Annotated in this window: 23 protein-coding genes and 1 tRNA gene; 11 read left to right on the top strand and 13 right to left on the bottom strand. The window is 67.4% G+C overall.

Annotation, left to right across the window (positions count from 1 at the left end; all coding sequences use genetic code 11):
• Positions 1-114 precede the first annotated feature (114 nt).
• The 4 genes from A5699_RS07765 to infC are packed head-to-tail and all read right to left on the bottom strand — an operon-like array spanning position 115 to position 2,132.
• Positions 115-861 (bottom strand): RNA methyltransferase, encoded by a 747-nt coding sequence (locus A5699_RS07765; RefSeq protein WP_067767852.1) that lies wholly within the window; start codon positions 859-861, stop codon positions 115-117.
• 23 nt (positions 862-884) lie between these two features.
• On the bottom strand, positions 885-1,274 hold the full coding sequence (gene rplT, locus A5699_RS07770; protein WP_003885175.1) for a 50S ribosomal protein L20: 390 nt from the start codon (positions 1,272-1,274) through the stop codon (positions 885-887).
• A gap of 40 nt (positions 1,275-1,314) precedes the next feature.
• Complete coding sequence (rpmI, locus tag A5699_RS07775; protein WP_066898154.1) at positions 1,315-1,509, bottom strand: 50S ribosomal protein L35; 195 nt, start codon at positions 1,507-1,509, stop codon at positions 1,315-1,317.
• A gap of 29 nt (positions 1,510-1,538) precedes the next feature.
• Positions 1,539-2,132 carry a translation initiation factor IF-3 gene (gene infC, locus A5699_RS07780; RefSeq protein WP_197508225.1) on the bottom strand — a complete coding sequence of 198 codons (594 nt, stop codon included), beginning with the start codon at positions 2,130-2,132 and terminating at the stop codon, positions 1,539-1,541.
• Between the two features lie 261 nt (positions 2,133-2,393).
• Here infC and A5699_RS07785 point away from each other — a divergent pair, with 261 nt between their 5' ends.
• The 3 genes from A5699_RS07785 (at position 2,394) to A5699_RS07795 (ending at position 7,557) form a co-directional block, all read left to right on the top strand.
• Positions 2,394-2,756: a DUF1844 domain-containing protein gene (locus A5699_RS07785; RefSeq protein WP_067767860.1), complete on the top strand. Its 363-nt coding sequence runs from the start codon at positions 2,394-2,396 to the stop codon at positions 2,754-2,756.
• Positions 2,757-2,824: 68 nt separating this feature from the next.
• Positions 2,825-6,148 carry a bifunctional lysylphosphatidylglycerol synthetase/lysine--tRNA ligase LysX gene (gene lysX / locus A5699_RS07790; protein WP_067767863.1) on the top strand — a complete coding sequence of 1,108 codons (3,324 nt, stop codon included), beginning with the start codon at positions 2,825-2,827 and terminating at the stop codon, positions 6,146-6,148.
• 74 nt (positions 6,149-6,222) lie between these two features.
• Positions 6,223-7,557, top strand: a complete 1,335-nt coding sequence (locus A5699_RS07795) for an alpha/beta hydrolase family protein (protein WP_067767903.1) — start codon at positions 6,223-6,225, stop codon at positions 7,555-7,557.
• A 4-nt stretch (positions 7,558-7,561) separates the two neighbouring features.
• Here A5699_RS07795 and A5699_RS07800 read toward each other — a convergent pair whose 3' ends face one another.
• Both A5699_RS07800 and A5699_RS07805 read right to left on the bottom strand, forming a co-directional pair.
• Positions 7,562-8,644, bottom strand: a complete 1,083-nt coding sequence (locus A5699_RS07800) for a hypothetical protein (protein ID WP_067767866.1) — start codon at positions 8,642-8,644, stop codon at positions 7,562-7,564.
• Positions 8,641-9,981, bottom strand: coding sequence for a hypothetical protein (locus A5699_RS07805; RefSeq protein ID WP_369806673.1), 1,341 nt, complete (start codon positions 9,979-9,981; stop codon positions 8,641-8,643). Before A5699_RS07805 ends, A5699_RS07800 begins: the two co-directional genes overlap by 4 nt.
• A 64-nt stretch (positions 9,982-10,045) precedes the next feature.
• On the opposite strand from A5699_RS07805, the gene A5699_RS07810 reads away from it, so the two are divergent.
• Positions 10,046-10,498, top strand: coding sequence for a hypothetical protein (locus tag A5699_RS07810; RefSeq protein WP_067767869.1), 453 nt, complete (start codon positions 10,046-10,048; stop codon positions 10,496-10,498).
• Positions 10,499-10,511: 13 nt separating this feature from the next.
• Here A5699_RS07810 and A5699_RS07815 read toward each other — a convergent pair whose 3' ends face one another.
• The 3 genes from A5699_RS07815 to A5699_RS07825 form a co-directional block, all read right to left on the bottom strand.
• The gene (locus tag A5699_RS07815; protein ID WP_197508226.1) at positions 10,512-11,717 is read right to left on the bottom strand and encodes a CHAT domain-containing protein; all 1,206 of its coding nucleotides are present in this window, start codon (positions 11,715-11,717) and stop codon (positions 10,512-10,514) included.
• Positions 11,714-13,453 carry a hypothetical protein gene (locus A5699_RS07820; protein WP_067767907.1) on the bottom strand — a complete coding sequence of 580 codons (1,740 nt, stop codon included), beginning with the start codon at positions 13,451-13,453 and terminating at the stop codon, positions 11,714-11,716. The genes A5699_RS07815 and A5699_RS07820 overlap by 4 nt, the downstream gene beginning before the upstream one ends.
• 68 nt (positions 13,454-13,521) lie before the next feature.
• Complete coding sequence (locus A5699_RS07825; RefSeq protein WP_067767875.1) at positions 13,522-14,025, bottom strand: lipoprotein LpqH; 504 nt, start codon at positions 14,023-14,025, stop codon at positions 13,522-13,524.
• Between the two features lie 88 nt (positions 14,026-14,113).
• On the opposite strand from A5699_RS07825, the gene A5699_RS07830 reads away from it, so the two are divergent.
• Positions 14,114-14,398 (top strand): hypothetical protein, encoded by a 285-nt coding sequence (locus A5699_RS07830; protein ID WP_067767879.1) that lies wholly within the window; start codon positions 14,114-14,116, stop codon positions 14,396-14,398.
• Between the two features lie 3 nt (positions 14,399-14,401).
• Positions 14,402-15,568, top strand: coding sequence for a winged helix DNA-binding domain-containing protein (locus A5699_RS07835; RefSeq protein ID WP_067767882.1), 1,167 nt, complete (start codon positions 14,402-14,404; stop codon positions 15,566-15,568).
• Here A5699_RS07835 and uvrA read toward each other — a convergent pair.
• Entirely contained in the window at positions 15,565-18,459 is a 2,895-nt protein-coding gene (gene uvrA / locus A5699_RS07840) for an excinuclease ABC subunit UvrA (RefSeq protein WP_067767885.1), read from the bottom strand. The two genes, A5699_RS07835 and uvrA, sit on opposite strands and share 4 nt — an antisense overlap.
• A gap of 73 nt (positions 18,460-18,532) precedes the next feature.
• Here uvrA and A5699_RS07845 point away from each other — a divergent pair, with 73 nt between their 5' ends.
• Positions 18,533-19,216, top strand: a complete 684-nt coding sequence (locus A5699_RS07845) for an MBL fold metallo-hydrolase (RefSeq protein WP_067767888.1) — start codon at positions 18,533-18,535, stop codon at positions 19,214-19,216.
• Between the two features lie 14 nt (positions 19,217-19,230).
• Here A5699_RS07845 and A5699_RS07850 read toward each other — a convergent pair whose 3' ends face one another.
• Complete coding sequence (locus A5699_RS07850) at positions 19,231-19,674, bottom strand: universal stress protein (RefSeq protein ID WP_003884746.1); 444 nt, start codon at positions 19,672-19,674, stop codon at positions 19,231-19,233.
• Positions 19,675-20,021: 347 nt separating this feature from the next.
• On the opposite strand from A5699_RS07850, the gene A5699_RS07855 reads away from it, so the two are divergent.
• On the top strand, positions 20,022-21,557 hold the full coding sequence (locus A5699_RS07855) for a glycosyltransferase family 39 protein (protein WP_067767890.1): 1,536 nt from the start codon (positions 20,022-20,024) through the stop codon (positions 21,555-21,557).
• A 10-nt stretch (positions 21,558-21,567) separates the two neighbouring features.
• Here A5699_RS07855 and A5699_RS07860 read toward each other — a convergent pair whose 3' ends face one another.
• On the bottom strand, positions 21,568-22,416 hold the full coding sequence (locus A5699_RS07860) for an acyl-CoA thioesterase II (RefSeq protein WP_157561146.1): 849 nt from the start codon (positions 22,414-22,416) through the stop codon (positions 21,568-21,570).
• Positions 22,417-22,559: 143 nt separating this feature from the next.
• Between A5699_RS07860 and A5699_RS07865 the strand changes: the two genes are divergently transcribed.
• Together A5699_RS07865 and A5699_RS07870 are read left to right on the top strand one after the other, a co-directional pair.
• A complete protein-coding gene (locus A5699_RS07865) occupies positions 22,560-24,239 on the top strand; it encodes a M91 family zinc metallopeptidase (protein WP_067767894.1) in 1,680 nt (559 codons plus the stop codon).
• Between the two features lie 6 nt (positions 24,240-24,245).
• On the top strand, positions 24,246-24,920 hold the full coding sequence (locus A5699_RS07870) for a hypothetical protein (RefSeq protein ID WP_067767896.1): 675 nt from the start codon (positions 24,246-24,248) through the stop codon (positions 24,918-24,920).
• 152 nt (positions 24,921-25,072) lie between these two features.
• Here the strand turns inward: A5699_RS07870 and A5699_RS07875 are convergent.
• A tRNA-Cys gene (locus A5699_RS07875) sits at positions 25,073-25,143 on the bottom strand.
• Positions 25,144-25,237: 94 nt separating this feature from the next.
• Here A5699_RS07875 and A5699_RS07880 point away from each other — a divergent pair.
• Positions 25,238-25,433: hypothetical protein (locus A5699_RS07880; RefSeq protein WP_157561144.1), on the top strand; the 196-nt coding region annotated here is incomplete at its 3' end.

The following is a 25,433-nucleotide window of genomic DNA, read 5'->3' on the forward strand; positions in this document are numbered from 1 at the left end:
TTGGCACATGGCTCGACCTTAAACCGACCGTATTGCTCCACGCGTGAAGCGCTGTGGCGGAAAACCGGGCCGAAAATCGCCACAGCGCTTCAGACGCGGCGCCAACCCGTCGGGCTAGTTGGCGCGGTGGGCGCGCGCGCTCTCATACAGGCAGATCGACGCGGCCGAGGCGATGTTGAGGCTTTCGGACTGCCCGGGCATCGGAATGTGCACCCGATGATCGGCCGCGGTGGCCAATTCGATTGGCAGGCCGTGGGCTTCGGGGCCGAACAGCCAGGCCGTGGGCGGCGTGAGGTCGACGTGATCGAGGCTGGCCTCGCCGTCGATCGTGGTGGCCAGCACCTGTAACCCGGCGGCCTGCAGCTGCGCCACCACGGCCGCCTCGTCGGGCGCACTGATCACCGGCAGTGAGAAGATGCTGCCGGCCGACGCCCGCAGGCACTTGCTGTTGTAGGGGTCGACGCTGTTGCCGGCCAGCACCACCGCATCGGCACCCATCGCGTCGGCGGTGCGGATCAAGGTACCGGCGTTGCCCGGTTCCGAGATCTGCACGGGCACCGCGACCAACCGGGGTGCGGCAGCCAGCACCTCGTCGAGGGTGATCTCGGGCAGCCGGCACACGGCCACCAGGCCGACCGGAGTCACGGTGTCGGACAAGGCTTTCGCCGCACGCTCGGTGACCAACTGCACCGGAGCGTCGGCCAGCAGCGCACCGAACCGGTCCAGCGCGGCCTCGGTCGCGAACACCTCGGAAACAAGTCCGCGCCGCAACGCGGCCTCGACGAGGTTGGGACCCTCGGCAAGGAAACGTGCGGCGCGGCGGCGCCCGATGTGGCGCTGCAGTTTGACCGCAGCCACCACCCGGGCAGAACGCTCGGTGAGCGTCAGGCGGCCTCTCCGGAGGGCGCATTGACATCCTCGGGGAGCGCGGCCTTGGCAACCTCGACCAGCGCGGTGAACGCGGCGGCGTCACTCACGGCGATCTCGGCCAGGTTCTTGCGGTCGACCTCGACACCGGCGGCCTTCAACCCCTGGATCAGGCGGTTGTAGGTGATGTCGTTGGCGCGGGCCGCGGCGTTGATGCGCGAGATCCACAGCTTGCGGAACTCACCTTTGCGGGCGCGACGGTCGCGGTAGGCGTAGGTCAGCGAGTGGAGCTGCTGCTCCTTGGCCTTGCGGTAGAGCCGCGACCGCTGACCGCGGTAGCCCTTCGAGGCCTTGAGTACGGTACGCCGCTTCTTCTGGGCGTTGAGTGCGCGCTTCACGCGTGCCATGGGATGTTCCTATTCTCGGTCGGTACAGGGAGCGGCAGGTCTAGCCGTTGAGCAACTTGTTGACACGCTTGGTGTCGTTGGCTGCCACCACGGTGCGGCCGTCGAGCCGGCGGGTGCGCTTGGTGGGCTTGTGCTCCAGCAAGTGGCGACGGTTCGCCTTCTGCCGCACGATCTTTCCGGTCCCGGTCTTGCGGAACCGCTTGGAGGCACCGCTGTGGGTCTTCGCCTTGGGCATGAATCCTCAGTTCTCTTGTGAAACTAGCTCTACGTGACGTCTGGTTCTTGGGTGTCGGCCTGCTGCCCGCCCGGGCGCTCGGCCTGCTCCGCCGCCTTGGCGCGAGTCTTCGCGCCGCGGTGCGGGGCCAGCACCATCGTCATGTTGCGGCCGTCCTGCTTGGCGGACGTCTCGACGAAGCCGTATTCGGCCACGTCTGCGCCCAACCGTTGCAACAACCGGTACCCGAGTTCGGGCCGGGACTGCTCACGACCACGGAACATGATGGTCACCTTGACCTTGGATCCGGCTTCGAGGAAGCGGACCACATGGCCCTTCTTCGTCTCGTAGTCGTGATCGTCGATCTTGGGACGCAGCTTCTGTTCCTTGACGACGGTCTGCTGCTGGTTTTTGCGAGACTCGCGCTCCTTGAGAGCCGTCTCGTACTTGAACTTGCCGTAGTCCATGATCTTGCAGACCGGCGGTCTGGCGTTGGGAGCTACTTCGACAAGGTCGAGATCGGCATCCGCGGCGACGCGGAGAGCGTCTTCGATGCGCACAATGCCTACCTGCTCGCCGCCTGGTCCGATCAGGCGGACTTCTGGTACACGAATGCGCTCGTTGACGCGGGTCTCAGTGCTGATGGGGCCTCCTATGTTGGGTCTGCTGAGGAGACCCGCCCATCTGCACTTCTGCCCGTAGAACAGAAAAGCCCTGCTCGAAGCAGGGCCCAATGCCGACCGATCACGGCTTGCGCCGCCTGCGTCACCATGGTGGAACGCAGAACCGGTGCCCGAGGACACCGGCGACCGGACCGTTGTACCTTGTGGCCAACGGTGGGAGTGGGACTCCACTTGCTGTCCCTGACATGTGCCGGGACGGTCGCGCATGACAGTCTAGCAGGCATGACCGATCCAACTGAAACGCCCGACGACGCGACGTCGCAGGTCGTGCGTGACCTGGCCGAGATTCCCGCCGTCGAAGTGATCACCCGGGCGGCGGTCATGTTGATGAGCGCCGCGGCGGAGAAGATCGGTCTGTCCGCCGAGGACCCCGAGGATAGCCCGCACCGCGACCTCGACGAGGCCCGCCGCCTCATCACCGCACTGGCCGGGTTGGTGACCGCCTCGGCCGAATTTCTGGGACCCCACGCGGGTCCGGTGCGCGACGGCCTCAAGAGCCTGCAGCTGGCGTTCCGGGAAGCCAGCGTGGCGCCCGAAGAGCCGGGCAAAGGACCGGGCGAGAAGTACACCGGGCCGGTCTGGTAACCCGCCCGGGCAGCGTCTGTGCGCGCGCTCAGCCCAATTGACGGGTTGACCGCCTATTCTCCGGGCGTATGACCGTTCTCAATCGCGGGCACCGGACCCCGACGCAGCCGGTGTCGAGGTTCTCCTGGGTCCCCACGGCCGCCGGCTGGACCGTCGGGATCATCGCGACGCTGTCGCTGATCGCCAGCGTGTCCCAGACGGTGCGCTGGTTGATCCAGGTACCGCGAGAATTCGTCAACGACTACATCTTCAACTTCCCCGACACCAGCTTCTCCTGGGCATTCGTGCTGGCGCTGTTGGCCGCGGCGCTGGCCGCGCGCAAGCGGATCGCCTGGTGGATCCTGGTGCTGTACTTCGTCGGAGCGATCGGCTGGAACGTCGGCGATCTCGCCACCGGCGGCGACCCAGTCGCCGAAGACGTCGGCGAGGTCATCGGGTTGGTCTTCCACGTGGCCGCGATCGCGCTCCTGGTGTTGGCCCGCAACGAGTTCTGGGCCAAGGTGCGCCGGGGCGCACTGGTCAAATCGGCCGTGGTGTTGATCGCGGGAATGGCGGTCGGCATCCTGGCCGCCTGGGGGCTGCTGGAGTTGTTCCCCGGCACGCTGCCGCCGGACTGGCGGCTGCTGTACGCGGTCAACCGGGTCAGCGGCTTCGCCACGGTTCCGACCGATGTGTTCGAGGGGTACTCCCACCCGTTCCTCAACGCCATCTTCGGTTTGTTCGGTGCCCTGGCGTTGATGGCGGCCGCGGTGGTGCTGTTCCAGTCCCAGCGCGCGTCCAATGCGCTCACCGGCGAGGACGAATCGGCAATCCGGGGTCTGCTCGAGCTCTACGGCAAGAACGATTCGTTGGGCTACTTCGCCACCCGCCGCGACAAGTCGGTGGTGTTCGCCCCCAACGGACGCGCCGCGATCACCTACCGCGTCGAGGTCGGCGTCTGTCTGGCCAGTGGCGACCCGGTGGGCGACCCGAAGGCGTGGCCGCACGCCATTGCCGCCTGGTTGCAGTTGTGCCAGACCTACGGCTGGGCGCCAGGGGTGATGGGCGCCAGTTCGGCTGCCGCCGAGGCGTTCCGGGCGGCCGGTCTGAACGCGCTGCAACTCGGAGACGAGGCGATCCTGTACCCGGACAACTTCCGGTTGTCCGGGCCCGACATGCGCGCCGTACGTCAGGCCGTCACCCGGGCGCGGCGGGCCGGCACCTCGGTACGGATCCGCCGCCACCGCGAGCTCGACGAAGCAGCGATGGCCGAGGTCATCGAGCGGGCCGACGCGTGGCGCGACACCGAGACCGAACGCGGGTTCTCGATGGCACTGGGCCGGCTCGGCGATCCCGCCGACGGTGACTGCCTGTTGGTCGAGGCAGTGCAGGCCGACGGGGACGCCGAGAACGTGGTGGCCTTGCTCTCCCTCGTACCGTGGGGGACCAACGGCGTCTCGCTCGACGTCATGCGCCGCTCCCCCCAATCACCCAACGGCACCATCGAACTGATGGTCAGCGAACTGTGCCTGCAGTCCGAAGGGTTTGGGATCAGCCGCATTTCGTTGAACTTCGCGATGTTCCGATCGGCGTTCCAGCAGGGCGCACAGCTGGGCGCGGGTCCGGTGGCCCGGCTCTGGCGGGCCCTGCTGGTGTTCTTCTCCCGCTGGTGGCAGTTGGAGACGCTGTACCGCTCGAACATGAAGTACCAACCCGAATGGGTACCCCGCTACGCCTGCTATGAGGACGCCCGGCTGATCCCGCGGGTCGGGGTGGCCTCCGTCATCGCCGAAGGCTTTCTGGTGCTGCCGTTCTCACGGCGCAATCGTCAGCACACCGGGGACCATGTCGCGGCCCCGGCGGGTCTACTGCAATCCGGCCGGTTGCACCACGACGGCAGCGCCCCGGACCTCAGTGGACTGGCGACGGAGGCTGCCGACGGCAATGGTCAGCCCCGACTGCCCGAGCAGGTCCGCGTGCGGATGGCCAAACTGCGCCAGTTGCAGGCCGGCGGTGTGGACGCCTACCCGGTGGGGCAGGCCCCCAGCCACACGGTCGCAGCCGCCCTGGACTCGGCGGACGGTACCGGTGTCACCGTGGCCGGGCGGATCCTGCGGGTTCGCGATTACGGCGGGGTGCTCTTCGCCGAACTACGCGACTGGTCGGGCGAAGTTCAGCTGCTACTCGACAACGGCCGGCTCAGCAGCGCCACGACCGCCGATTTCACCTCGACCATCGATCTGGGCGATCTGATCGAGGTGAGCGGCGCGATGGGCCGCAGCCGCACCGGCACTCACTCGCTGTTGGTGGATGGCTGGCGGCTGATCGGCAAGTGCCTGCGCCCGCTGCCCGACAAGTGGAAGGGCCTGACCGACCAGGAGGCCCGTGTCCGGGCCCGCTACGTCGACCTCGCGGTCAACACCGAGGCTCGTGAGCTGATCCGGGCCCGCAGCGGCGCCCTGCACGCCATCCGGGAAACGTTGTACGCCAAGGGTTTCCTGGAGGTCGAGACGCCGATCCTGCAGCAGATCCACGGCGGGGCCAACGCCCGGCCGTTCCTGACCCACATCAACGCCTACGACCTGGACCTGTATCTGCGGATCGCCCCGGAGCTCTACCTCAAGCGGCTGTGCGTGGGTGGCGTCGAGCGCGTCTTCGAACTGGGCCGTGCGTTCCGCAACGAGGGCGTCGACTTCAGCCACAACCCCGAGTTCACCCTGTTGGAGGCCTACCAGGCGCACGCCGACTACACCGTGTGGATCGACGGCTGCCGTGAGCTGATCCAGAACGCGGCGGCGGCAGCCAACGGCGCCCAGGTCTTCCAACGGCCACGGGCCGACGGTGTACTCGAGCCGGTCGACATCTCCGGCACCTGGGCCGTCAAGACCGTGCACGACGCCGTCTCGGAGGCCCTCGGCGAGCACATCACCGTCGACACCGACCTGGCCACGCTGCGTCGGCTGTGCGATTCGGCCCGCATCCCCTACCTGACCCACTGGGACGCCGGCGCGGTGGTGCTGGAGATGTACGAGCACCTGGTCGAGGACCGCACCACCGAACCCACCTTCTACAAGGACTTCCCCACCTCGGTATCGCCGTTGACCCGGCCGCACCGCAGCATCCCCGGCGTCGCCGAGCGCTGGGATCTGGTGGCCTGGGGTGTGGAGCTCGGGACCGCCTACAGCGAGCTGACCGACCCGGTCGAACAGCGCCGCCGATTGCAAGAGCAGTCGTTGCTGGCCGCCGGGGGCGACCCTGAGGCGATGGAACTCGACGAGGACTTCCTCCAGGCCATGGAGTATGCGATGCCGCCGACGGGAGGCCTTGGCATGGGCGTGGACCGCGTGGTCATGATGATCACCGGACGCAGCATCCGCGAAACCTTGCCGTTCCCGCTGGCAAAGCCGCGTTAGCAGGTACTTCACAGCCGATCACAAGAATCGGCGACGACGATATTGCTGTGACGTTCACCCACCACCTGTCGTTGATGCACGGCTGGGTCCCGACCAGTGTCCAAGCCGTCACCGCCGTGGTGCTGATCGCCGCGATCGGCTATCGCACCCGCCGTTGGGCGCTGATCTGGTTGCCGTTGGCGGCCGCGGTCGGTGGCGTTCTGGTGGCGGGCACCAACTGGTACATCGAGTCTGAGGGACTGGCCGGCAATCCCGCACCACGGTCCCTGTGGGTGTGGATCGGATTGGCCGGTGCGGCCGTGGTGATCCTGCTCGCCGGCTGGCGCGGCAGCCGATGGTGGCGCCGCGGCAGCGCGGTGCTGGCGGTGCCGTTGACGTTGCTGTGCGTGGCCTTGGCAGTCAACCTCTGGGTGGGTTACTTCCCGTGGGTGCAGACCGCGTGGAACCAGTTGACCGCCGGTCCGCTGCCCGATCAGACCGATCAGGTGACCGTGACCGCCATGCAGCGTCAAGGCCGGGTGCCGGCCAGGGGCACCGTGGTCCCAGTCGAGATTCCCAGCACCGCATCGGGTTTCCGGCACCGAGGCGAGTATGTCTACCTGCCGCCGGCGTGGTTCGCCGCCAACCCCGCTCCGCATCTGCCGACGGTGATGATGATCGGCGGTGAGTTCAACACCCCGGCCGACTGGATGCGGGCCGGCAACGTGATCAAGACCATGGACGACTTCGCCGCCGCCCACCACGGCTACGCCCCGGTTCTGGCGTTCGTCGACCCCGGCGGCACCTTCAACAACGACACCGAATGCGTCAACGGCAAACGCGGCAACTCGGCCGATCACCTCACCAAAGACGTTGTGCCGTACCTGAACAGCCATTACGGGGTCAGTCCAGCGTCCGCCAACTGGGGCATCGTGGGCTGGTCGATGGGCGGCACGTGCGCGGTGGATCTGGCCGTCATGCATCCCGAGTTGTTCAGCGCGTTCGTCGACATCGCCGGTGACATCGGCCCGAACTCCGGAACCAAGGCGCAGACGATCGACCGGTTGTTCGGCGGGAACGCCGCGGCGTGGGACGCCTTCGACCCGGCCACGGTGATCAACCGGCACGGCCAGTACTCGCAGACAGCGGGCTGGTTCGACGTCAACGACACGTCCTCGGCCGGCAAACCCGGCAGCCAGGTCAACGATCAGGCCAAGGCGGCCAACGCCTTGTGTGCGCTCGGGTCGAAGCACGGCATCGCGTGCGCGGTGGTGACCCAACAGGGCACCCACGACTGGCCGTTCGCCAGCCACGCGTTCGCCATGGCCCTGCCGTGGCTGGCCGGCGCCATCGACACTCCAGAGGTACCGGCGGTCGGACTACCACAGTCGTCGACCTCACCGACCTTCATCCAGACCGCGGCGAAGTAGGGGCTCAGTAGTCGGATTCGGCCGCGAACACCTCGGCCAGAAAGGCGTCCTCGGGCGGCGCCGCAAGCCTGGCCCGGGCCAGCGCGCGCACCCGGTGCCGGGTCTCGGCCGATTCCGCCACGTGTACCGCGCCAACCCGCGCGGTGGTCTGTGACCAGTCCTGGTTCCATACCTGAGTCTCATTGAGACGCTGACCATTCGGATCGTGTAACGGCAGCACGGCGCGGCCGGCGGCGTCGAGAACCCCGGAGCCGACGGGGCCGCCACCGTGCAGTTGCACCGCGATGCCCGACGGAGAATCCGGGCCGGCGAGCGCGACCTGCACCACCGCCTCGGCACCGGCGTTCACCGACCACTCGATCGTGTTCTCGGCGGCGTCGAACATGCCCGGCGGCACCGCCGCCCATTCGACCGACGCCACGCCGCCGGCGATCCGGTCTGCCACAGGCGATGGTTCGCCGCGGCCGGCGGCCAACGCAAAGTCATCGCGCCGAGGTGTGGCCTCGGTGACATCTGGCCAATCCAGCCCGATGTCGGCGGCCAGCTCGCGGCAGTCGTCGATCAGCGCCACCACCCTCGGGTCTCCTTCTGCGGCACGGATGTTCAGTGCCGTCAGCTGGGGGGCCAAGAGCCCGGCGGCATCGGAATCCAGGGTGTCGTCGGTGAAGTATTCCTCGGCCGCTACCGTCAGCAGGGCCACCTCGGCGTCGAGTAGGCAGCGATCCAGCGTCGCGATGCCGTCGCGGTCGCTGGCCGGCCACCATCGCCGAAGCCAGTGCCCAAAGGCCAACCGCCGCAACGCATTCGTGGCACCCGGTAGCGCGTCGACACCGGGCAGGTCGACCGGTTCCCCCGGTTCCCGATGACGCACGGTCTCCAGGACGGCGACATGGCCGGCCTCGCCGAGCACGCGCCACAGCCAGTCCGCGCGGGCCGGGTCGGTGAATGTGATCGACGGCGGGTCGGTGGCGTCACCGTCGACCGCCCACGACAGCACGGCGCCGCTGACTTCGAGGACGGCGACCAACGGTGCTGGGAGGTTCAGCGGACCGGTGCTCCACAGACCGCCGTCGGCAACCAATCTCACGGTGCCACCTGCGTTTCCAGCATCGATTTGATCTGCTGTCGATGGTCGAGGCTGACCGATCTGGCCACCCCTTCCAGCAGTGACCGAAACTCGTCGACATCCGCACAGGATTCCTGCCACACGTCGCGGCCATGCAGACGTGCCCAGAGCCGGCTCAGATAGGGCCGGGCGAAGCCCGTCAGATCCGCGAGGACCTGCCGTTGGCGAGGATGGATGGGCCCGCCCTCGGACGCATAGCGACGCGCGTGCAACACGTAGGCCTCCTTGGCCAGCCGGGCCTGGATACGAGCCGACAGTTGGTAACGTCCCGTCCTCGCGGCGTCGAGCGGATGAAGATCCCGGGCGACTTCGATTCCGGCCAGCAGGCCGGCCTGTTTGTCCTCGGCGAGCAGACCCCACGGTGCGCAGGCCCGGTCCACCTCCTCGTCGCACAGCAACGGGATGTCGGGCAGTTCGTCGCGGTCCAGTGCCCGCCGCAAGGTGGCCCGCACCCGGTCCACCACGCTGCGGTCCAGCGGGCGGTCGCTTTTGGCCGGACCGGTGATCGCCGGGGGCCGTTGCGGCAGTGCCGAACTCAACCCTGCCTCGACGATCGAGAACGGCAGTTCCGGGTCGGGCCGTCGCGCCCGCGCGCCGAGGTTGTACGGGGTGGCGTCGGCCACCAGCGCCGACCACACCCGCTGCCGGGCGGCCTCGGCGCGGTGGCTGTCGGCAGGGCCCAGCACGGTCGCCAGCCCGGCGAAGAACGGGTCGGTGATGGCATCGGAGGCGACGACGTCATCCCAGCTGCGCTCCAACTGGCGACGCAACCGATCGAGAACCCGCGGGTCGGCCACGTACCGGTTGAGCGACTCGATGGCGGTCCGGTCCCGGCCGTGATGCAGCTCGGCCAGCACCTCGGCGGCCACCTCGCCTTTGTCGGATGCCGGGGCACCACGGGTCACCGCAAGTTCGAAACACACCGGGAAGTACAACTCTTGAGCGTTGCCGCTGGTGATGCGCAACCGTCGGCGCTGTGCTTTGAGCTCGGTGAACCACGCTGCGGCAGCACGCAATTGCGGTGCGCAGCGCATCATCTGCTCATGCAGCTCGGCGGCTGTCTCCGGCGCCAGCACCGGTGCCGAGAAGTGCGTGTTGCTGCGCAGCCGGAGCACCAGTGGATCGATGATGCGTTTGACGGTCCGGCGCAGCGGTCCGCCGTCGCCGGCGCTGAACACCTCGACTCCCGGGCCGAGTGCACGCCAGGCCCGGTCGATCACGGCGCGGCGCGGTGCCGGCAGGTTCAGGCCCCGATTCGCGGCGGCCTGCGCCCCCGCCGTCTCGGACCCGATGCTCACCGATCCCACGATAGAGGGGCCGAAGTTGGGTTCGGTAGCCGCCGGTCGGCCGCAGCCTGATGAGATGACCGACGCCGTGCTGCTCACCGTCCTGTGGTTACTGTGCGGCGGCGCCCTCGGCGCCGCGTTGACCGCCGCGCCCCGCACGCGTTGTCGCACGACGGACGACGAGACCGACGAGCGTCTGGCCACACTCGCCGAGCTGGCAGCCGAATTCGACCACATGCTGATCCGCAAGGGCCTGATGACTGCCGCTCAGCTCGCCTTGATCCGCACCGGCACCCGGTCCCGCGGGATCGTCACCGGGATGCGCACCACCGGGACGATCTGCGAGGACCACCACGAGGTCGAGCTCGACCTGATGGTCAGCCGGTGTGGTGGAGGCCAGTTCCCGGTGCGGCAGCGGACGCTGATTCCGGTCTCGGCGCTGCCGAAGCTGTCACCGGGCAGCGTGGTCGACGCGTATTACCGGCCCGGGGATGAATGCACCGTCGCGGTCTGCGTTGCGCCGGTGTGATCGACCGGCCTGATCAGCGGGCGCCGTCGACGGTGAACGTGGCCAGCGCAGCCCAATAGAGCGGACTGGCACGGAGATCCCCCTCACGCCAACGCCGCATCTGGGCGCGCTGCCAACGGTTGACGGCGCGTCCCGCCTCGTCCTCGCGGTGGGCCAGGTCCACACCGACCACCGTCTCCCCCATCGGATCGTGCTCCGGATCCGTTGCACCCGAGACGAACCGGCGGTATCCGGCCGTGGTGGGCAGTGGCCACAGCGTCGCGGTGACCAGCTGGGCCCCGCCCAGAACCATCGCCGCCACCAGGCCCGTGGCCTCGTCGAACCGGTAGTCTCCGCCGGACGCACAGGCCAGCAGCGCCACACGCGGGGGGACCGCAAGCCCGGCGGCGATGATGTCGGCCGCACTCAGGGCGCGGTCTTCGGCGAGGTGCAGCGCCGCCCGGTCAGCATGTCCGACACCGCCCTCGGCGGCGCTGGCGTGTCCGACATAGAGGAGCCGGGACGGGGTGTCGGCACAGACCGTCGCCAGCCAGTGCCGGTCGATATCGGTGCGCCGGAACAGTTCTACGGACGCGGTCACGTCGGGCCGCACCCGGCCGGTTTCCACCAGCGGCGCGAAATGGCGCGCCAGCGCGGTCTCGGGTGAGGGACGGCCCAGTACCGAGCCAAAGGCCGAATCGGGACGCTGTCCGGGAATCCGCGGGTCGAGGACCAGCGCCGCGGGCTCCTCTCGCCGCGCCGACCAGTTGGCGGTGCTGCGGGGTGCGTGCACGATATTGGGCGGCACCGCCATCAGCACATCGACCAGCTCCATCAACCGGAATCGATGGCGGTCGGGCATGACCAGCTGACCCCAGGGTACCCGGGCCAGTTTCGGACTCGGGGTGATGAACAATGCGGCGCGCGGGGAGGCCACGTAGTCGGCCAGCAGGTTCCAGGCGTCCCTCCCGATCAGCCGGGCCCCCAGATCGCCGGCCCACTTCAGCTCGCTCTTCGGGTCAGCGAAAGGCCCTGCAGTGAGCGATCTTTCGATGGCGTCGGCCGGGGATTCCGTGTCGCGAGGGTCAGGTAGCGCCAGGTCCAGCGCGTCGTAGAGCGTCTGCAGTTCCGGTTCTTCGAGCACCCAGGTGACCGATCGGGCAGGCTCTCCCACCACGCGCAGGCTGGCGTAGGTCACGATACCGACATCGGCGAAGCGCAGCACCAGGGTTGCGGTCATGGCCAGGTCGTCCATTCCGGCTCCGGCGAGGTGACGGTCCGGCCATAGCGCTCCCAGGCCAGTTCGCGGTATCGAGTCAGGATCGGGGCGGCCTGCGGGTCCATGCGCAGCGGCGGCAGCGGGCCCAGCCTGGTCAGCCCTCCCGTACCAGGCGCGGGCGCTGCCGCCGCCACCGCCAGTTCAGGGACCAGTTCCGCCTCCAACGGGACCGGCGCGGTGGCCGTGTCGGCCCAGTCGGCCGCCTGCTGCGCAGTCGGTTCGGAGCTGAAGGTCCCTCTGGCGCTGTGGTATTCGACCAGCTCGGAGACCAGTTCGGCGTTGTCCCACTCCCAGGCCACGGCGAATGCGCCGGCCAGCATCGGCGCCGAGACGCAACTGGCCCAACGCATCCGGGCGCCGGCGTCGACGATCGTGTAGCGCACTGAGTCCACCGCGAGCGCCGCGGGCACCTTGAGATCAGCGGCCCGCTCCAACATCGCCATGCCGCTGCGGTACTTCTTGCTGCCGGGCCGGCAGTTGAACACCCCCTTGCCGGAAGCGTGGGTGGCCTCGACCTCTTCCCAGCTCTGGTCCGGGCGGCCCAGGCCGTCGAACCCCATCTCGGCCAGCGCCCGGGCCCGCCAGATGTTGCCTAGGTGGGCGTCGAGCCGGGCGTACTGCAACCAGCTGTGCCGCGGTGCGGAGTCCAGCAGTTCACGGGCCTCGGCCACCATCGCCGCGGCGTCGTCGAAAGCCCCGCGGAACACCGAGATCCAACTGCGCTGCAACAGGATCCGATGGATATGTTGGGGTTTGCCCAACTCCCGCCAGTGCCGCTCGGCATACTCCCAGCACTGGTCGGCCTCGCGCAGCGCGCCGACCCCCAACCGGATCAGGCCGAAGTACAGCCAGCTTCGAGAAACGTCGTGGGCCCTGGCATGCTCGGCGATCACCGGGTAGGCCTCGGTGACCAGGTCCTGGGTGTCGCTGTATTCGGCGGCCGTCCAGCAGGCCGCGGCCTGTTCCAGTTGGGCCCGGGCCCGCGACAGCGCCCAGCCGCGGGCCTCGGCCCGCGCGGCGGCCCGGCGAAGCCACGGCTGGGCTTCGTCGAGCCGTCCGGATTCCACACAGAAGCGGCCGTAACCGAGGGCGCCGGTGACGAACAGGTGATCGTCCTCGGCGTCGTCGACACCCGACGCAGCGACGGCGTTCAACGATTCGGTGACCGCATCCCACAGTGGGGCCGATGCGGCGTACAGATCGTCGTCACACAGACCGTCGGCAACCAGGATGCGGGCGCGGCACACCAAGCGCCGGTGTTCGTCGTCGAGATCCGATGGCCCGGGCGCCATTTCGGTCAAGGTCTGTAGATGCGCCGCGGCCTGCTCGTGTTCGCCTCGCGCCGCCGCCAGCCCGGCTCGCAGGAATTCGGCGCGCCGGCCGTAGCGGCAGATCATCCGGTCGACCTCGGCATCGGACAGGCTGACTTGGTCTGCCGCTTCCGGCATGGTTCCGGCCCGGATCGCGCTGTAGATGGCCAGGCAGTCATCGATGCGTTGAATGCCTTCGGCCGCACCGTCATAGGCGCTGCGCACGAGGTACATCTCGCTGAGTTGGGCGAGCGCCTCGAGGGCGAAGTCGTCGCGGTCGGCCTCTTCGATGCGGGGCATGAGCGCCGCCAACAGATCGTGTGCGGCTTGCTCGTGGGCGGCCAACGCGAGGTGACGGGCGCGGCCCAGCTCCTCCACGATCGTCACACCACGCATCATAGGAAAGCGGCGGGCGTCGACGAGACGCCCGCCGCTGTCGGCGGTTTCCGGATGGTTCAGCTGCAGCTCACCGTGATGGTGAACGGCTTGTTGATCATCCCGGCCATCGGGTTGGCCATGTCCGCGCCCGAGGCCTCGCCGGTGATGGTGTAGGTGTCACCGTCCACCGTGACCTCTGCCGAGCCGACCTTGGCGCCCATGGCCTCGCTGACCGCGAGCGCGCTGCCGTCGTAGACGAGGCCCAACGATTCGACCTTCGGAGTGGCCTCGTCGGTCATCACCACCCCCAGGCCCTGCTGCCCGCCGATCGCGGCGCTGCCCACGTTGATCTTGCCGCCCTGCTTGACGCAGGTGACGGAGTTGAGGTCGAGCCCGGCCAGGTCCTTGCCGTCCACCTTCACCACGGTGGTGCCTCCGCTGCTGACCTTCGCGTCACCGGCGGATTGGTCTGCCGCGGCGGCAGGCTTCTCGGATGTGTCCGTCGGCTTCTCGTCCGAGCAGCCGACCAGCACCGCACCGGTGGCCAGCATTCCCATGGCGGCTGCGATGACTCGATTCATGTGCTTCCCCTTCGCTTCTTTCGCGTCGCCCCGTTGGCTCCGTCGTGTCTTGAGTCAAGATCGGACCGATCGCTACCGATCCCAAGAAATGTCGGTTCGCCCAGGTACCGTGGGTGTTGTGAGCAAGGAACCCACGCAGCCGGAGGTGCCGCAGGAAACCGAGACCGGTTACACACCGGCCGGGGTGCCGACGTTCGACGCCGTGCGGGAGAAAATCGAGACCCGATTCGGCACCGCATTGGGCGCCTCGGAGCTGGCGGCCGAGACACCTGAGGGCCGTTCGGTCGAGGAGCAGTACGAGAAGCGTCAGCAGGCGGCGGCCGAGCGGTTGCAGAAGATCCGTGAGTCGATGCACGAGCAGGGCGACGCCTGACCCGTGCGCTCATTCACCTTGGCGGAGCGTCGCGCGCGGTTGGCCCGGCGCCATTTCCTGAGCCGGCCGGCCGAGTCGATCGATGCCGCAACGGCCGCCTTCGTCGGTCTACACGCGACCGACCCGTCGACCCCGTACCTGTCACTGTGGGCGCGGATGCCCGCGTTCGGTGTACCAGATCTGGACACGGCACTCTACGAAAAGCGCTCGGTGGTCAAACATCTGGCGATGCGACGCACATTGTGGATCGTGCGCGCCGAGGACCTGGCGCTGGTGCAGGCCGCTGCCAGTGATCGGGTGGCCGGCAACGAACAGCGCAAACTCAGCGGTGATGTGGAGATGGCCGGTGTCGCACCGGATGGCCGCACATGGCTGGACACCGCATGCGCGGCGGTGCTCGACCACCTCGAACAGAATGGCCCCACCAGCGCCAAGGACCTGCGCGCCGCGCTGCCGGAGTTGGCCGGCCGCCACGACCCCGCGCCCGGCAAACGCTGGGGCGGCGAAACCCCGTTGGGGCCAAGGGTTCTGACAGTTCTCGGGGTCCGCGGTGAAATCGTGCGTGGTCCCAATGACGGCGGCTGGAACACCTCACGGCCCCGATGGACGCTCACCGCCGACTGGCTCGGGGCGCCGTTGCCCGCTGCGCAACCCGGTCATGCCCGCGCCGAACTGGTCCGCACCTGGTTACGGATGTTTGGCCCGGCGACGGTGACCGACGTCAAATGGTGGTTCGGAAACACCCTGACCTGGGCCCGGCACGCCCTAAACGATATCGGTGCCGTCGAGGTGGATCTGGACGGCGCCCCGGGCTATGTGCTGCCCGACGATCTCGACGTCGAACCCGAGGCTGAGCCCTGGGCGGCGCTGCTCCCGGGCCTGGACGTCACCACCATGGGGTGGTTCGACCGGGATTGGTACCTCGGGGAGCACCGCGGCCAGGTGTTCGACCGCAACGGCAACGCCGGCCCCACCGCATGGTGGAACGGGCGGATCGTCGGCGGTTGGGGCCAAGACGCCGACGGACGCATCCAGCTTCATCTGCTGGAAGAGATCGGACGCGACGGCACCCGGGCGCTGCAGGAGCGCGCCGACGCACTCACCGACTGGCTGGCCGGGGTACGCGTCAGCCCGCGGTTCCCGTCGCCCTTGTCGAAGCGGCCGGTCTAGGCGCTGACCTTGCGCCGCTTGGCTTTCGGTGCCGGCACATCGATCAGCTCGGCCAGGAATTTTCCGGTGTAGCTGGCCGGGTCCGCCGCGACGTCCTCCGGCGTGCCCTGGGCGACGACGGTGCCGCCGCCGGCCCCGCCTTCGGGACCCATGTCGACAATCCAGTCCGAGGTCTTGATCACGTCGAGGTTGTGCTCGATCACGATCACCGTATTGCCTTTGTCGACAAGCCCGTTGATCACCTTGAGCAGTTTGCGGATGTCCTCGAAATGCAGGCCGGTGGTGGGTTCGTCGAGGATGTACACCGTGCGCCCGGTGGAGCGCTTCTGCAGCTCGGCAGCCAGCTTGACGCGCTGCGCCTCACCGCCGGACAGCGTCGGCGCCGGCTGTCCCAGCCGCACGTAACCTAACCCGACATCGACGAGGGTCTTGAGGTAGCGGTGGATCGAGCTGATCGGCTCGAAGAACTCGGTGGCGTCTTCGATCGACATGTCGAGCACCTCGGCGATGGTCTTGCCCTTGTAATGAACCTCAAGGGTCTCCCGGTTGTACCGCGCGCCCTGGCACACCTCACACGGCACGTACACGTCGGGCAGGAAGTTCATCTCGATCTTGATGGTGCCGTCACCCGAGCAGGCCTCGCACCGGCCGCCCTTTACGTTGAACGAGAACCGGCCCGGCTGATAGCCGCGAACCTTGGCCTCGGTGGTGGCCGCGAACAGTGACCGGATCTTGTCGAACACCCCGGTGTAGGTGGCCGGGTTGGACCGCGGCGTGCGGCCGATCGGCGATTGGTCGACGCGGACCAACTTGTCCAACTGATCGAGACCGTTGACACGGGTGTGCCGGCCGGGCACCTGGCGCGCGCCGTTGAGCTTGTTGGCCATCACCGCGGCCAGGATGTCGTTGACCAGAGTCGACTTACCCGAGCCGGAGACACCGGTGACGGAGGTCAGCACGCCGAGCGGGAACGCGACGTCGATCTCCTTGAGGTTGTTCTCCCGCGCACCCACCACGGTGACCTGGCGGCGTTTGTCGGTGGGCCGCCGCATCGCCGGCACCTCGATGCTCTCCTTACCGGAAAGGTAAGCACCCGTGATGGATTCGGGATTCGTCAGCAGATCCTGATAGGTGCCGCTGTGCACGATCCGGCCGCCGTGCTCACCGGCTGCCGGGCCGATGTCGACCACCCAGTCGGCATGGGCGATCGTGTCGAGGTCGTGCTCGACGACGATCAGGGTGTTGCCCAGGTCGCGCAGGCGAACCAGGGTGTCGATCAGCCGGCGGTTGTCGCGCTGGTGCAGGCCGATCGACGGCTCGTCGAGCACGTACAGCACGCCGACCAGGCCGGAGCCGATCTGGGTGGCCAGCCGGATGCGTTGTGCCTCCCCACCGGACAGCGTCGCGGCCGCCCGAGACAGCGACAGGTAGTCCAACCCGACGTCGAGCAGGAACCCGAGCCTCGACTGGATCTCCTTGAGCACCTGCCCGGCGATGGCCTGCTCGCGATGCCCCAAGGTCAGTGCATTCAAGAAATCGGCGCAGTCCGCGATCGACAGTTCAGCGACTTCGGCGATGGATTTCGCGCCGAAGTCCCCCGCCGCCATCGTCACCGCGAGGATCTCGGGCTTGAGGCGCGTGCCGTTGCATTCCGGGCACGGGATGTCGCGCATGAAGCCCTCGTAGCGTTCCTTCATCTGCTCCGAGTCGGTCTGCTCCATGCGGCGCTGCAGGAACGCCATCACGCCCTCGAAATCGGCGTAGTAGGACCGGGTACGCCCGTAGCGATTCTTGTAGCGGACGTGCACCTGGTGGTCGCAGCCCTCCAGGATCGCCCGCCGCGCCTTGGCCGGCAGCTTCTTCCACGGAGTGTTGACGTCGAACCCCATCTCCTCACCGAGGCCGGACAGCATCCGGGTGAAGTACTCGGCGCTCTGTCCCACCGCCCACGGCGCGATCGCGCCTTCGGCCAGGGTGAGCTCCGGGTCCGGGATCACCAGTTCCGGGTCGACCTCTTTGCGGATGCCCAGGCCGGTGCACTCCGGGCAGGCGCCGTAGGGCGAGTTGAACGAGAACGACCGGGGTTCCAGGTCATCCACGGCCAGCGGGTGGCCATTGGGGCAGGCCAGTTTCTCGGAGAAGCGCTGCTCCCGATGCGGATGGTCATCCTCGCGGTCGACGAACTCCAGCACCACGATGCCGTCGGCCAGGTTCAGCGCGGTCTCCACCGAATCGGTGAGCCGCTGCTTGGAGCTGGCCTTGACCGTCAGACGGTCGACGACCACCTCGATGTCGTGCTTCTCCTGTTTCTTGAGCTTCGGCGGATCGGTCAGCGGATGCACCACGCCATCGACCCGCACGCGGCTGTAGCCCTGCGTGTTGAGCTTCTCGAACAGGTCGACGAACTCGCCCTTGCGGGTGCGGACCACGGGCGCCAGCACCTGGAACCGCAGGCCCTCGTCCATGGCCAGGACCTGGTCGACGATCTGCTGCGGGGTCTGCCGGGCGATCCGCTCGCCACAGACCGGGCAGTGCGGCGTGCCGGCGCGGGCGTACAGCAGACGCAGATAGTCGTAGACCTCGGTGATGGTGCCGACGGTCGAGCGGGGGTTGCGGTTGGTCGACTTCTGATCGATCGACACCGCAGGTGACAGACCCTCGATGAAGTCGACATCAGGCTTGTCCATCTGTCCGAGGAACTGCCGGGCGTACGCCGACAGAGACTCGACGTACCGGCGCTGCCCCTCGGCGAAGATGGTGTCGAAAGCGAGCGACGATTTGCCGGACCCGGACAGGCCGGTGAACACAATCAGCGCATCACGGGGCAGATCGAGGTCGACTCCTCGCAGATTGTGCTCGCGGGCACCCTTGACGATCAGGCGGTCAGCCACGCGGTTCCTTTCCGAAAACAGACTTCACGCCCATGCTATGTGCGCCCACCGACAAGCCGGTTACGGTGACGCTATGACCAGCCCTCACATCACGGTTGACGACACCTACACCGGTCACGTCGAGTCGCGGACCGCCGCTCGGCGCACCCTGCCGAACGCCTCGATCATCAAGGTGTCGGTCGGCCCGATGGATAACAACGCCTACCTGGTGACCTGCACCTCTACCGGAAAGACCCTGCTGATCGACGCGGCCAACGACGCCGAGGCGCTGCTGGACGTGATCGAACAGCAGGCGCCGGACGTGTCGTTGATCGTGACCAGCCACCAGCATTTCGACCACTGGCAGGCCCTGGAGTCTGTGGCAAAGGTCACCGGCGCACCGACCGCCGCCCACTCCCTGGACGCCGAGCCGCTGCCGGTGACCCCGGACCGCATCCTGGCCGACGGGGACACCGTGCAGATCGGCGATCTCACGTTCGACGTGATCCACCTACAGGGGCACACCGAGGGATCCGTCGCTTTGGCGCTGACCGCACCCGACGGCGTGACGCACCTGTTCACCGGGGACTGCTTGTTTCCCGGCGGCGTCGGCAAGACCTGGCAACCGGGTGACTTCGAGCGGCTACTGGGTGACGTCAGTGCCAAAGTGTTCGACGTCTACGACGACCGCACGGTGATCTATCCCGGCCACGGCGACGACACCACGCTCGGCGCCGAGCGTCCCCATCTCGGAGAGTGGCGGGAACGCGGCTGGTAGCCGGCTGGGGCGGCTCAGCTGGTGTGGACGATGAGCACGTCGGTCTTGGACCGGCGTGCCACGTTCGCGGGCACCGATCCGAGCAGACGCCCGGCGATGGTGCTCAAACCGACGTTGCCGACCACCAGCAGATCCGCCTTGACGTCCTCGGCCAGCTCGACGAGCGCATCGACGGGTGCGCCGACCACGGGGCGCTCTTCGATGTCGGTGGCACCTGCGGCCTTGGCCCGGTCCGTCGCCTCACGCAGGATGGCGTAGATCGGTGCGTTGCCGGCCATCTTGTAGCCCTCGTCCTTGAGCACATCAGCGGCCCGCTGATCTTCGCTCTGGGGGAAGTAGGCGGTCGCCACGATCAGCTTGGCATTCGAGCCGGCGGCAATCTGACCGGCGCGGTCGACTGCACGCAATGACGAATCAGATCCGTCCGTGCCGACCACCACGGTTCGATACGCGCTCATCAATACCCTCCCACTGTCAGTTGCAACGCCACCCGAGACAGTAACCCGTTGCCGCTGACCAGGGGCGCAAATCACGACACCCGCACGGCCTGGCGACAACTGAGCCCCCTGTGAGCTCTGGGCGGCGCATACCGGCACTGATGTTAACCCTCGATCCGGTGAAATCGATGCTGACCGTGACGTAACAGACGCCCGGCGAATCAGCGTTGTCGCCAGGACGATTCGCCGTCGGGCGTGATCCAGTTCATTGGGGTGCCTGCGCTCGGCGCAATCTCGGTGCCGGAGAAAGCGACTCGAAGTGACTCGGGTTACTGTTTGCCATCGGGATGAGGGGGGCCGTCGCTGACGTGGATCTATCGCTGAACGAACGCGCCGGGGGCAAGGCTCGGCGCACGCAGGGGGACGTTCGCTTCGACGCACTGGCCGTGGCGGCCTTCGCCGTGGTGTTGTGCGCGGCGGGAGCCGCCCGGCCCTCGCTCTGGTTCGACGAGGCCGCCACCATTTCGGCGGCCACTCGGTCGGTGCCCCAACTCTGGGACCTGATCGGCCACATCGACGCCGTCCACGGGCTGTACTACCTGGGCATGCACGGCTGGTTCACCATCTTCCCGGCCACCGAGTTCTGGTCCCGGTTCTCCAGCTGCCTGGCGGTCGGCGGCGCGGCAGGCGCAGTGGTGGTTCTCGGCCGGCAATTGAGCAGCCGGACCGTATCAGTCTGTGCCGGCGTCCTTTTCGCGATGCTGCCGCGGATCACGTGGGCGGGCATCGAGGCTCGTTCCTATTCCTGGTCGACGCTGGCGGCGGGGTGGCTGACAGTCCTGCTCATCGTGGCCATCCGGCGTGACCGTACCGCGTTGTGGTTGTCATACGGTGCGCTGCTGGCGGTTTCGAGCGTGCTGAACATCTTCGTGGTGCTGATGGTGGCCCCGCATGCGGTAGCCGTGGCCATGATGTCCGACCGTCGTGGCCGCACCCGATGGGCCGTGGTGACCACGGTAGCCGTCGCGCTCGTGGTGCCGTTTGCCATGTGGTGTCGTTCGCAGAGCTTTCAGGTCGGCTGGATCTCGCCGCCCGGTGCGCACTGGTTCGGCGAAGTTCTCGTGGAGCAGTACTTCGACCACAGCGTGGCCTTCGCCGTGCTGGCGGGCGTGGTGTTGATCGCCGCGTCGGTGCTGAGGAAGCTGCGGCCCGGCGATGGCGGTACCGAGCTTGTGGTGGCCCTGGCCGCGGCGTGGGTGACGGTCCCGACCGCGGCGCTGTTGGTGTATTCAGCTGTCGCCCAACCGCTCTACTATCCCCGCTACCTCTGTTTCACCACGCCGGGGATGGCGCTGCTGCTCGCCGTGTGCGTAGTGAGGGTGGCGCGAAGCAGGGAGTGGATCACCGCGGTGCTGGCGCTGTTCGCCGTCGCCGCGGTACCGAATTACCTGGTGGGGCAACGCGGTCCCTATGCCAAAGAGGGCATGGACTTCAGCCAGGTCGCCGATGTCATCTCGGCGCACTCCGCTCCCGGTGACTGCCTGATCTTCGACAACACCACCTCGTGGAAGCCGGGACCGATTCGACCTCTCAAGGCCGCCCGTCCGGCGGCCTATGCCCATCTCGTCGATCCCGGCCGGGGTGCCCCGGCCCGTGAGCGAAACCGGTTGTGGGACGCCCACCTCGGGATCTGGGGCGTCGCCGACCAGGTACGCCGGTGCACGGTGCTGTGGACGATATCCGAGCGCGATCCGTCGGCACCGAGCCGCCAGACCGGTCCCGCGTTGGCCCCCGGGCCGCGACTGGGCCGCGCTCCGGCCTATCGGGTGCCCGAACGCATGGGCTTCCACATCGTCGAACGCTGGCAGTTCAACTTCGCCCAGGTGGTCAAGTCCACCCGGTGAGCGTGGTGGCTCAGTCGTGGCGGTCTCGGCCGAAGTACATCTCCTGGGTCGACGAACACACCAGTTGACCCGCCCGGTTGTACAGGGTGGCGCTGGCCAAACCGCGCCCGTTGATGCCGCTGGGTGAAACCTGGTCGGACAGTATCCAATCGGTGAAATCAGCCGGGCGGTGAAACCAGATGGCATGGTCGATCAGCGCCGAGAACACACTCACCTGGGTGGCCCGCCGCATCGTCACCGTGGTCTCCAACAGTGCGGTGCCGGTGAAGTAGGTCAGCAGCGCGCTGTTGATGATCGGATCGTCGGTGACCGTCTCGGCCGGGCGCCACCACATCCGGGTTCGCTCCGGAGGCTGGGCCATTTCGACCGCAAGCCGCGCCGGCGGATCGATGTAACGGCGTTCGATCCACTGCGGACGCACCCAGAATCCGTGCGCCTCGTCGGCAAATGCCTGCAGTTGTTCCTCGACCGGAGGCAAGCTGTCGGGCTCGGGAACGGCGGGCAACGGTTGCTGATAGTCCGCAGCCGCCATGGGAATGCTGAACGAGACAAGAGCTTCGAGCAGCACCTCGTCCCCCTGACGGCCGATCACCCGGCGGGTGGACAGCGAACCACCGTCGCGCAGGGTGCTCACCTCCATCTGCACCGGGTATCGGGCGTCACCGGCGCGCAGGAGGTAGACGTGCAGGCTGTGCGGCGATCGGTGGGCGACCGTGCGGCTGGCTGCGATCAACGCCTGGGCCGCAATGTGCCCGCCCACGATGTGGTGAGTGGCATTGTCCTTCTGCTCTGCGACGAAGGTGCCCTCACCCGTCTCCGTCAGGTCAAGCGTGGACAGGATCTCGGCGAGCTGCAGCATGGGCACCGCAGCATTATTCGCTCGAGTCGGTGCGGGTCAAAATGCTGATGACTTCCGACCAACGGCCCAGATTGGTGCGTCGCGCGGGGCCGAGGGTGCTCGACAATGGTGTGAACCAATCAGATTTTGTCCGGAGGACCGATGTGAGCGCGCTCGCCCAGTTCTACTCTGCGTGGTCGCAGGCGCGCCAGACATATGGCAGTGGCCAGCCGGAGACCGGCAGCAGACTGAACGGAAACGCGTGGTCAGCACCCCGCGACACAGTCGAATCTGCCGTCGCCCACGACAGCTGGTCGGGTTCTGCCGCCGAAAACTACACTGCCAAGACCGAGCGACAGGCACGACGGATCGCCGAAATCGCCGACCTCGACCGTCAGTTGGGCAACGAGGTGACACGGTCAGCTGCCCTGATCGAAGCCGGGCGACGCGAACTGACCGAACTCAAAGAATGGGTACAGGCGATGGCGGCGGCCGTCCCCGAGGGCCCCGACCGCGAACTGCGTCTGACTCAGATAGCCCGGCGCGGGGTGGAAACGATGGAAGAGATCGTCGGTCGGACCGTCGCCGAAGTAGAGAGGATCGCCCGTCGCGTCGCGGGCATCACGGCGCGCTACGTGGAACTTGAGAAAGACGTTGCCGCCGAGAACGGAACGAGCGGGAACGACACCGGACTGAATTCCGGCGAGCCTGAGATAACCCAGAACGGCAGCGAGGTCACCGTGAAAACCGGCGACGAGGACGACCAGGTCAGCGTCACCCAAGACCCAACGACCGGCGAGATCGTGATCACCACCAACGGCGTCACCAAGCGCTACCCGCCCGGGCAGGCCCAACAGGTCAATATCGAAACGCGCGGCGGCGACGACGTGATCGCGGTGCAACAGGGGATTCCGGTACGCGCGAAGATAGAAGCCGGCGCGGGCAACGACCGGGTCAAAGGTGGATCCGGCCGCGACTACATCAACGGCTCCACCGGCAACGACCACATCGAGGGCGGTGACGGCGATGACGTCATCTACGGCGGTGATGGTGAGGACTACATTCAGGGCGACTTCGGCAACGACTATCTCGAGGGCGGCGCCGGTAGCGACGATGTCTACGGCGGCAACGGCAACGACATCGTGTCCGGTGGTGTCGGAAACGACTTGGTCTCCGGCGGTTTGGGCGACGACAAGGCCTACACAGGCGCCGGCGTGGACCGCGTCTACAACGACGGCGGCAACGACACGATCTATGCGCAGGCCGGCGAGGACACTGTCCACGGTGTTGCCCCGGTGGACGGTACCAACACCGTCGTCAACGTGGTACTGAAGGATCTGCCCGACAACATCGTGGTCCAGGGCACGCCTGAGTTCCGGGAGCGGGTGCTGGCCGACCTGGAGTTCTACCGATCGTCACCGACGGGGCAGTCCATGCTCGACGGTCTGGGCCAGCAGCCGTCCACCGTGACGATCACTGAATTCGCCGAGCAAAACGGGACCGCCGACCCGAACAACGGCAACCCGACGATCCAGTACAACCCGCAGTTCTTCCTGGACGACTTCGGATACCCGAGCGCCCCACCGTCGGTGACCCTCTACCACGAACTCGCCCATACCTATGACTTCACCCACGGGCACTCGACAGGAAACGAGTACACCGGCAACGACTCGATCGACTATGGCCAAGACGTGCTGGAACGCGTCGCGGTGGGCCTACCGATCGATCACGACAACAACCCGAAGACCCCTGAAATCGTGGCGCCCTGGCATTCGAAGAACTTGACCGAGAATGGTCTTCGCGAAGAACTCGGACTGCCCCGACGAGATCACTACGGACGGTGAGATGCCATGAAGGCCAACGTAGTTTCCAAAGGTGTCGCCATCGCGGGACTGCTGTTGATGGCCGCATGCACAAGTGAGGATGCCACCGCAATGAGTGAACCACCGCCACAACCGCATTCGTATGGATGCGCAGATCCGGCGGCCGGAGGGTTGACGGCACTGGGAGCGACGCTGGTCGTTGACATCACACCGTCGGACAGTGGAATCCAGGTCCGCTACGACGTGGTCAACGACGGCGCCGCACCGGTGTACGTGGTGCAGCTTCTCACCCACCCGGCGTTCAGCACGAACTACAGCCCGCAGAACTATCTCTTGACGCCGGGAGCCGATGGCGTGGTCGAGGTCGCCAAGAGGGAGTACTGGCCGCCGGCGAGTTGCCAGTTGCCGTTGTATGCAGCCCCTCCGCTGCCGGCATTGTCCGTGCGTCTCGATCCCGGGCAGCGCGTGAGTGAGACGTTCACCGTCCAGCGGCCATTCGAGGTCCGCAACCCGTACGGCGCTGACGCGGTGCGCCAACTCCCGGCCCTGCCCGACCCCGCGAACCGTCTCCGGTTCTGCGTCGGTGTCGCTGCGACGGCGACACAGGTAAGCGGAGTGCCCTTCCCCACCGATCACGAGTACCACCGGTTCCGTCGCGGCGACCAACGGTTCCTGTGCAGCGATCCGACCGAGATCGGCTAGCACGTTGGGTCCCACGCTTGACAACGTTGGCGAGGATTCGGTTGCGCCCCAACATCTTCAACATTCCCGTCGGCGCGCAGAAGCACGAAAAACGCGAAAGGGCGAGCTCAGACCGCAGTCGGAGCACCGCCCTATCGGCGTCTTCCTCATCGAGCGAGTGACGGGATTCGAACCCGTGTAAACGGCTTTGCAGGCCGGTGCCTTGCCACTCAGCCACACCCGCATCGCTGATCAATCTGCCAGTGAACCCCGGGCGCGGCCACGGTTTCGATCGCGGTGATCGTTAAGGAGTTCCCGAGGGTGCGCACAGTGTTGACGTGGCACGGCGTGTCGGGCGACAGACCCGCACGCTCGCGGTGCTGGCGATGACGCCCACGGCGGCAAGTACCGCGAAGGCGGCAAAGAGCCAATGCGCGGCGGCCGCGTCGGCGGCGATCAACACCGTGCAGTTGATCTGCGGGGCGTTCGGTGCGGGCTTGGCCGGTGTCATGGTCAACCTCCGCGATTCGGGCA

The sequence above is a fragment of the Mycobacterium sp. E802 genome (assembly GCF_001666875.1).
Taxonomy (GTDB): domain Bacteria; phylum Actinomycetota; class Actinomycetes; order Mycobacteriales; family Mycobacteriaceae; genus Mycobacterium.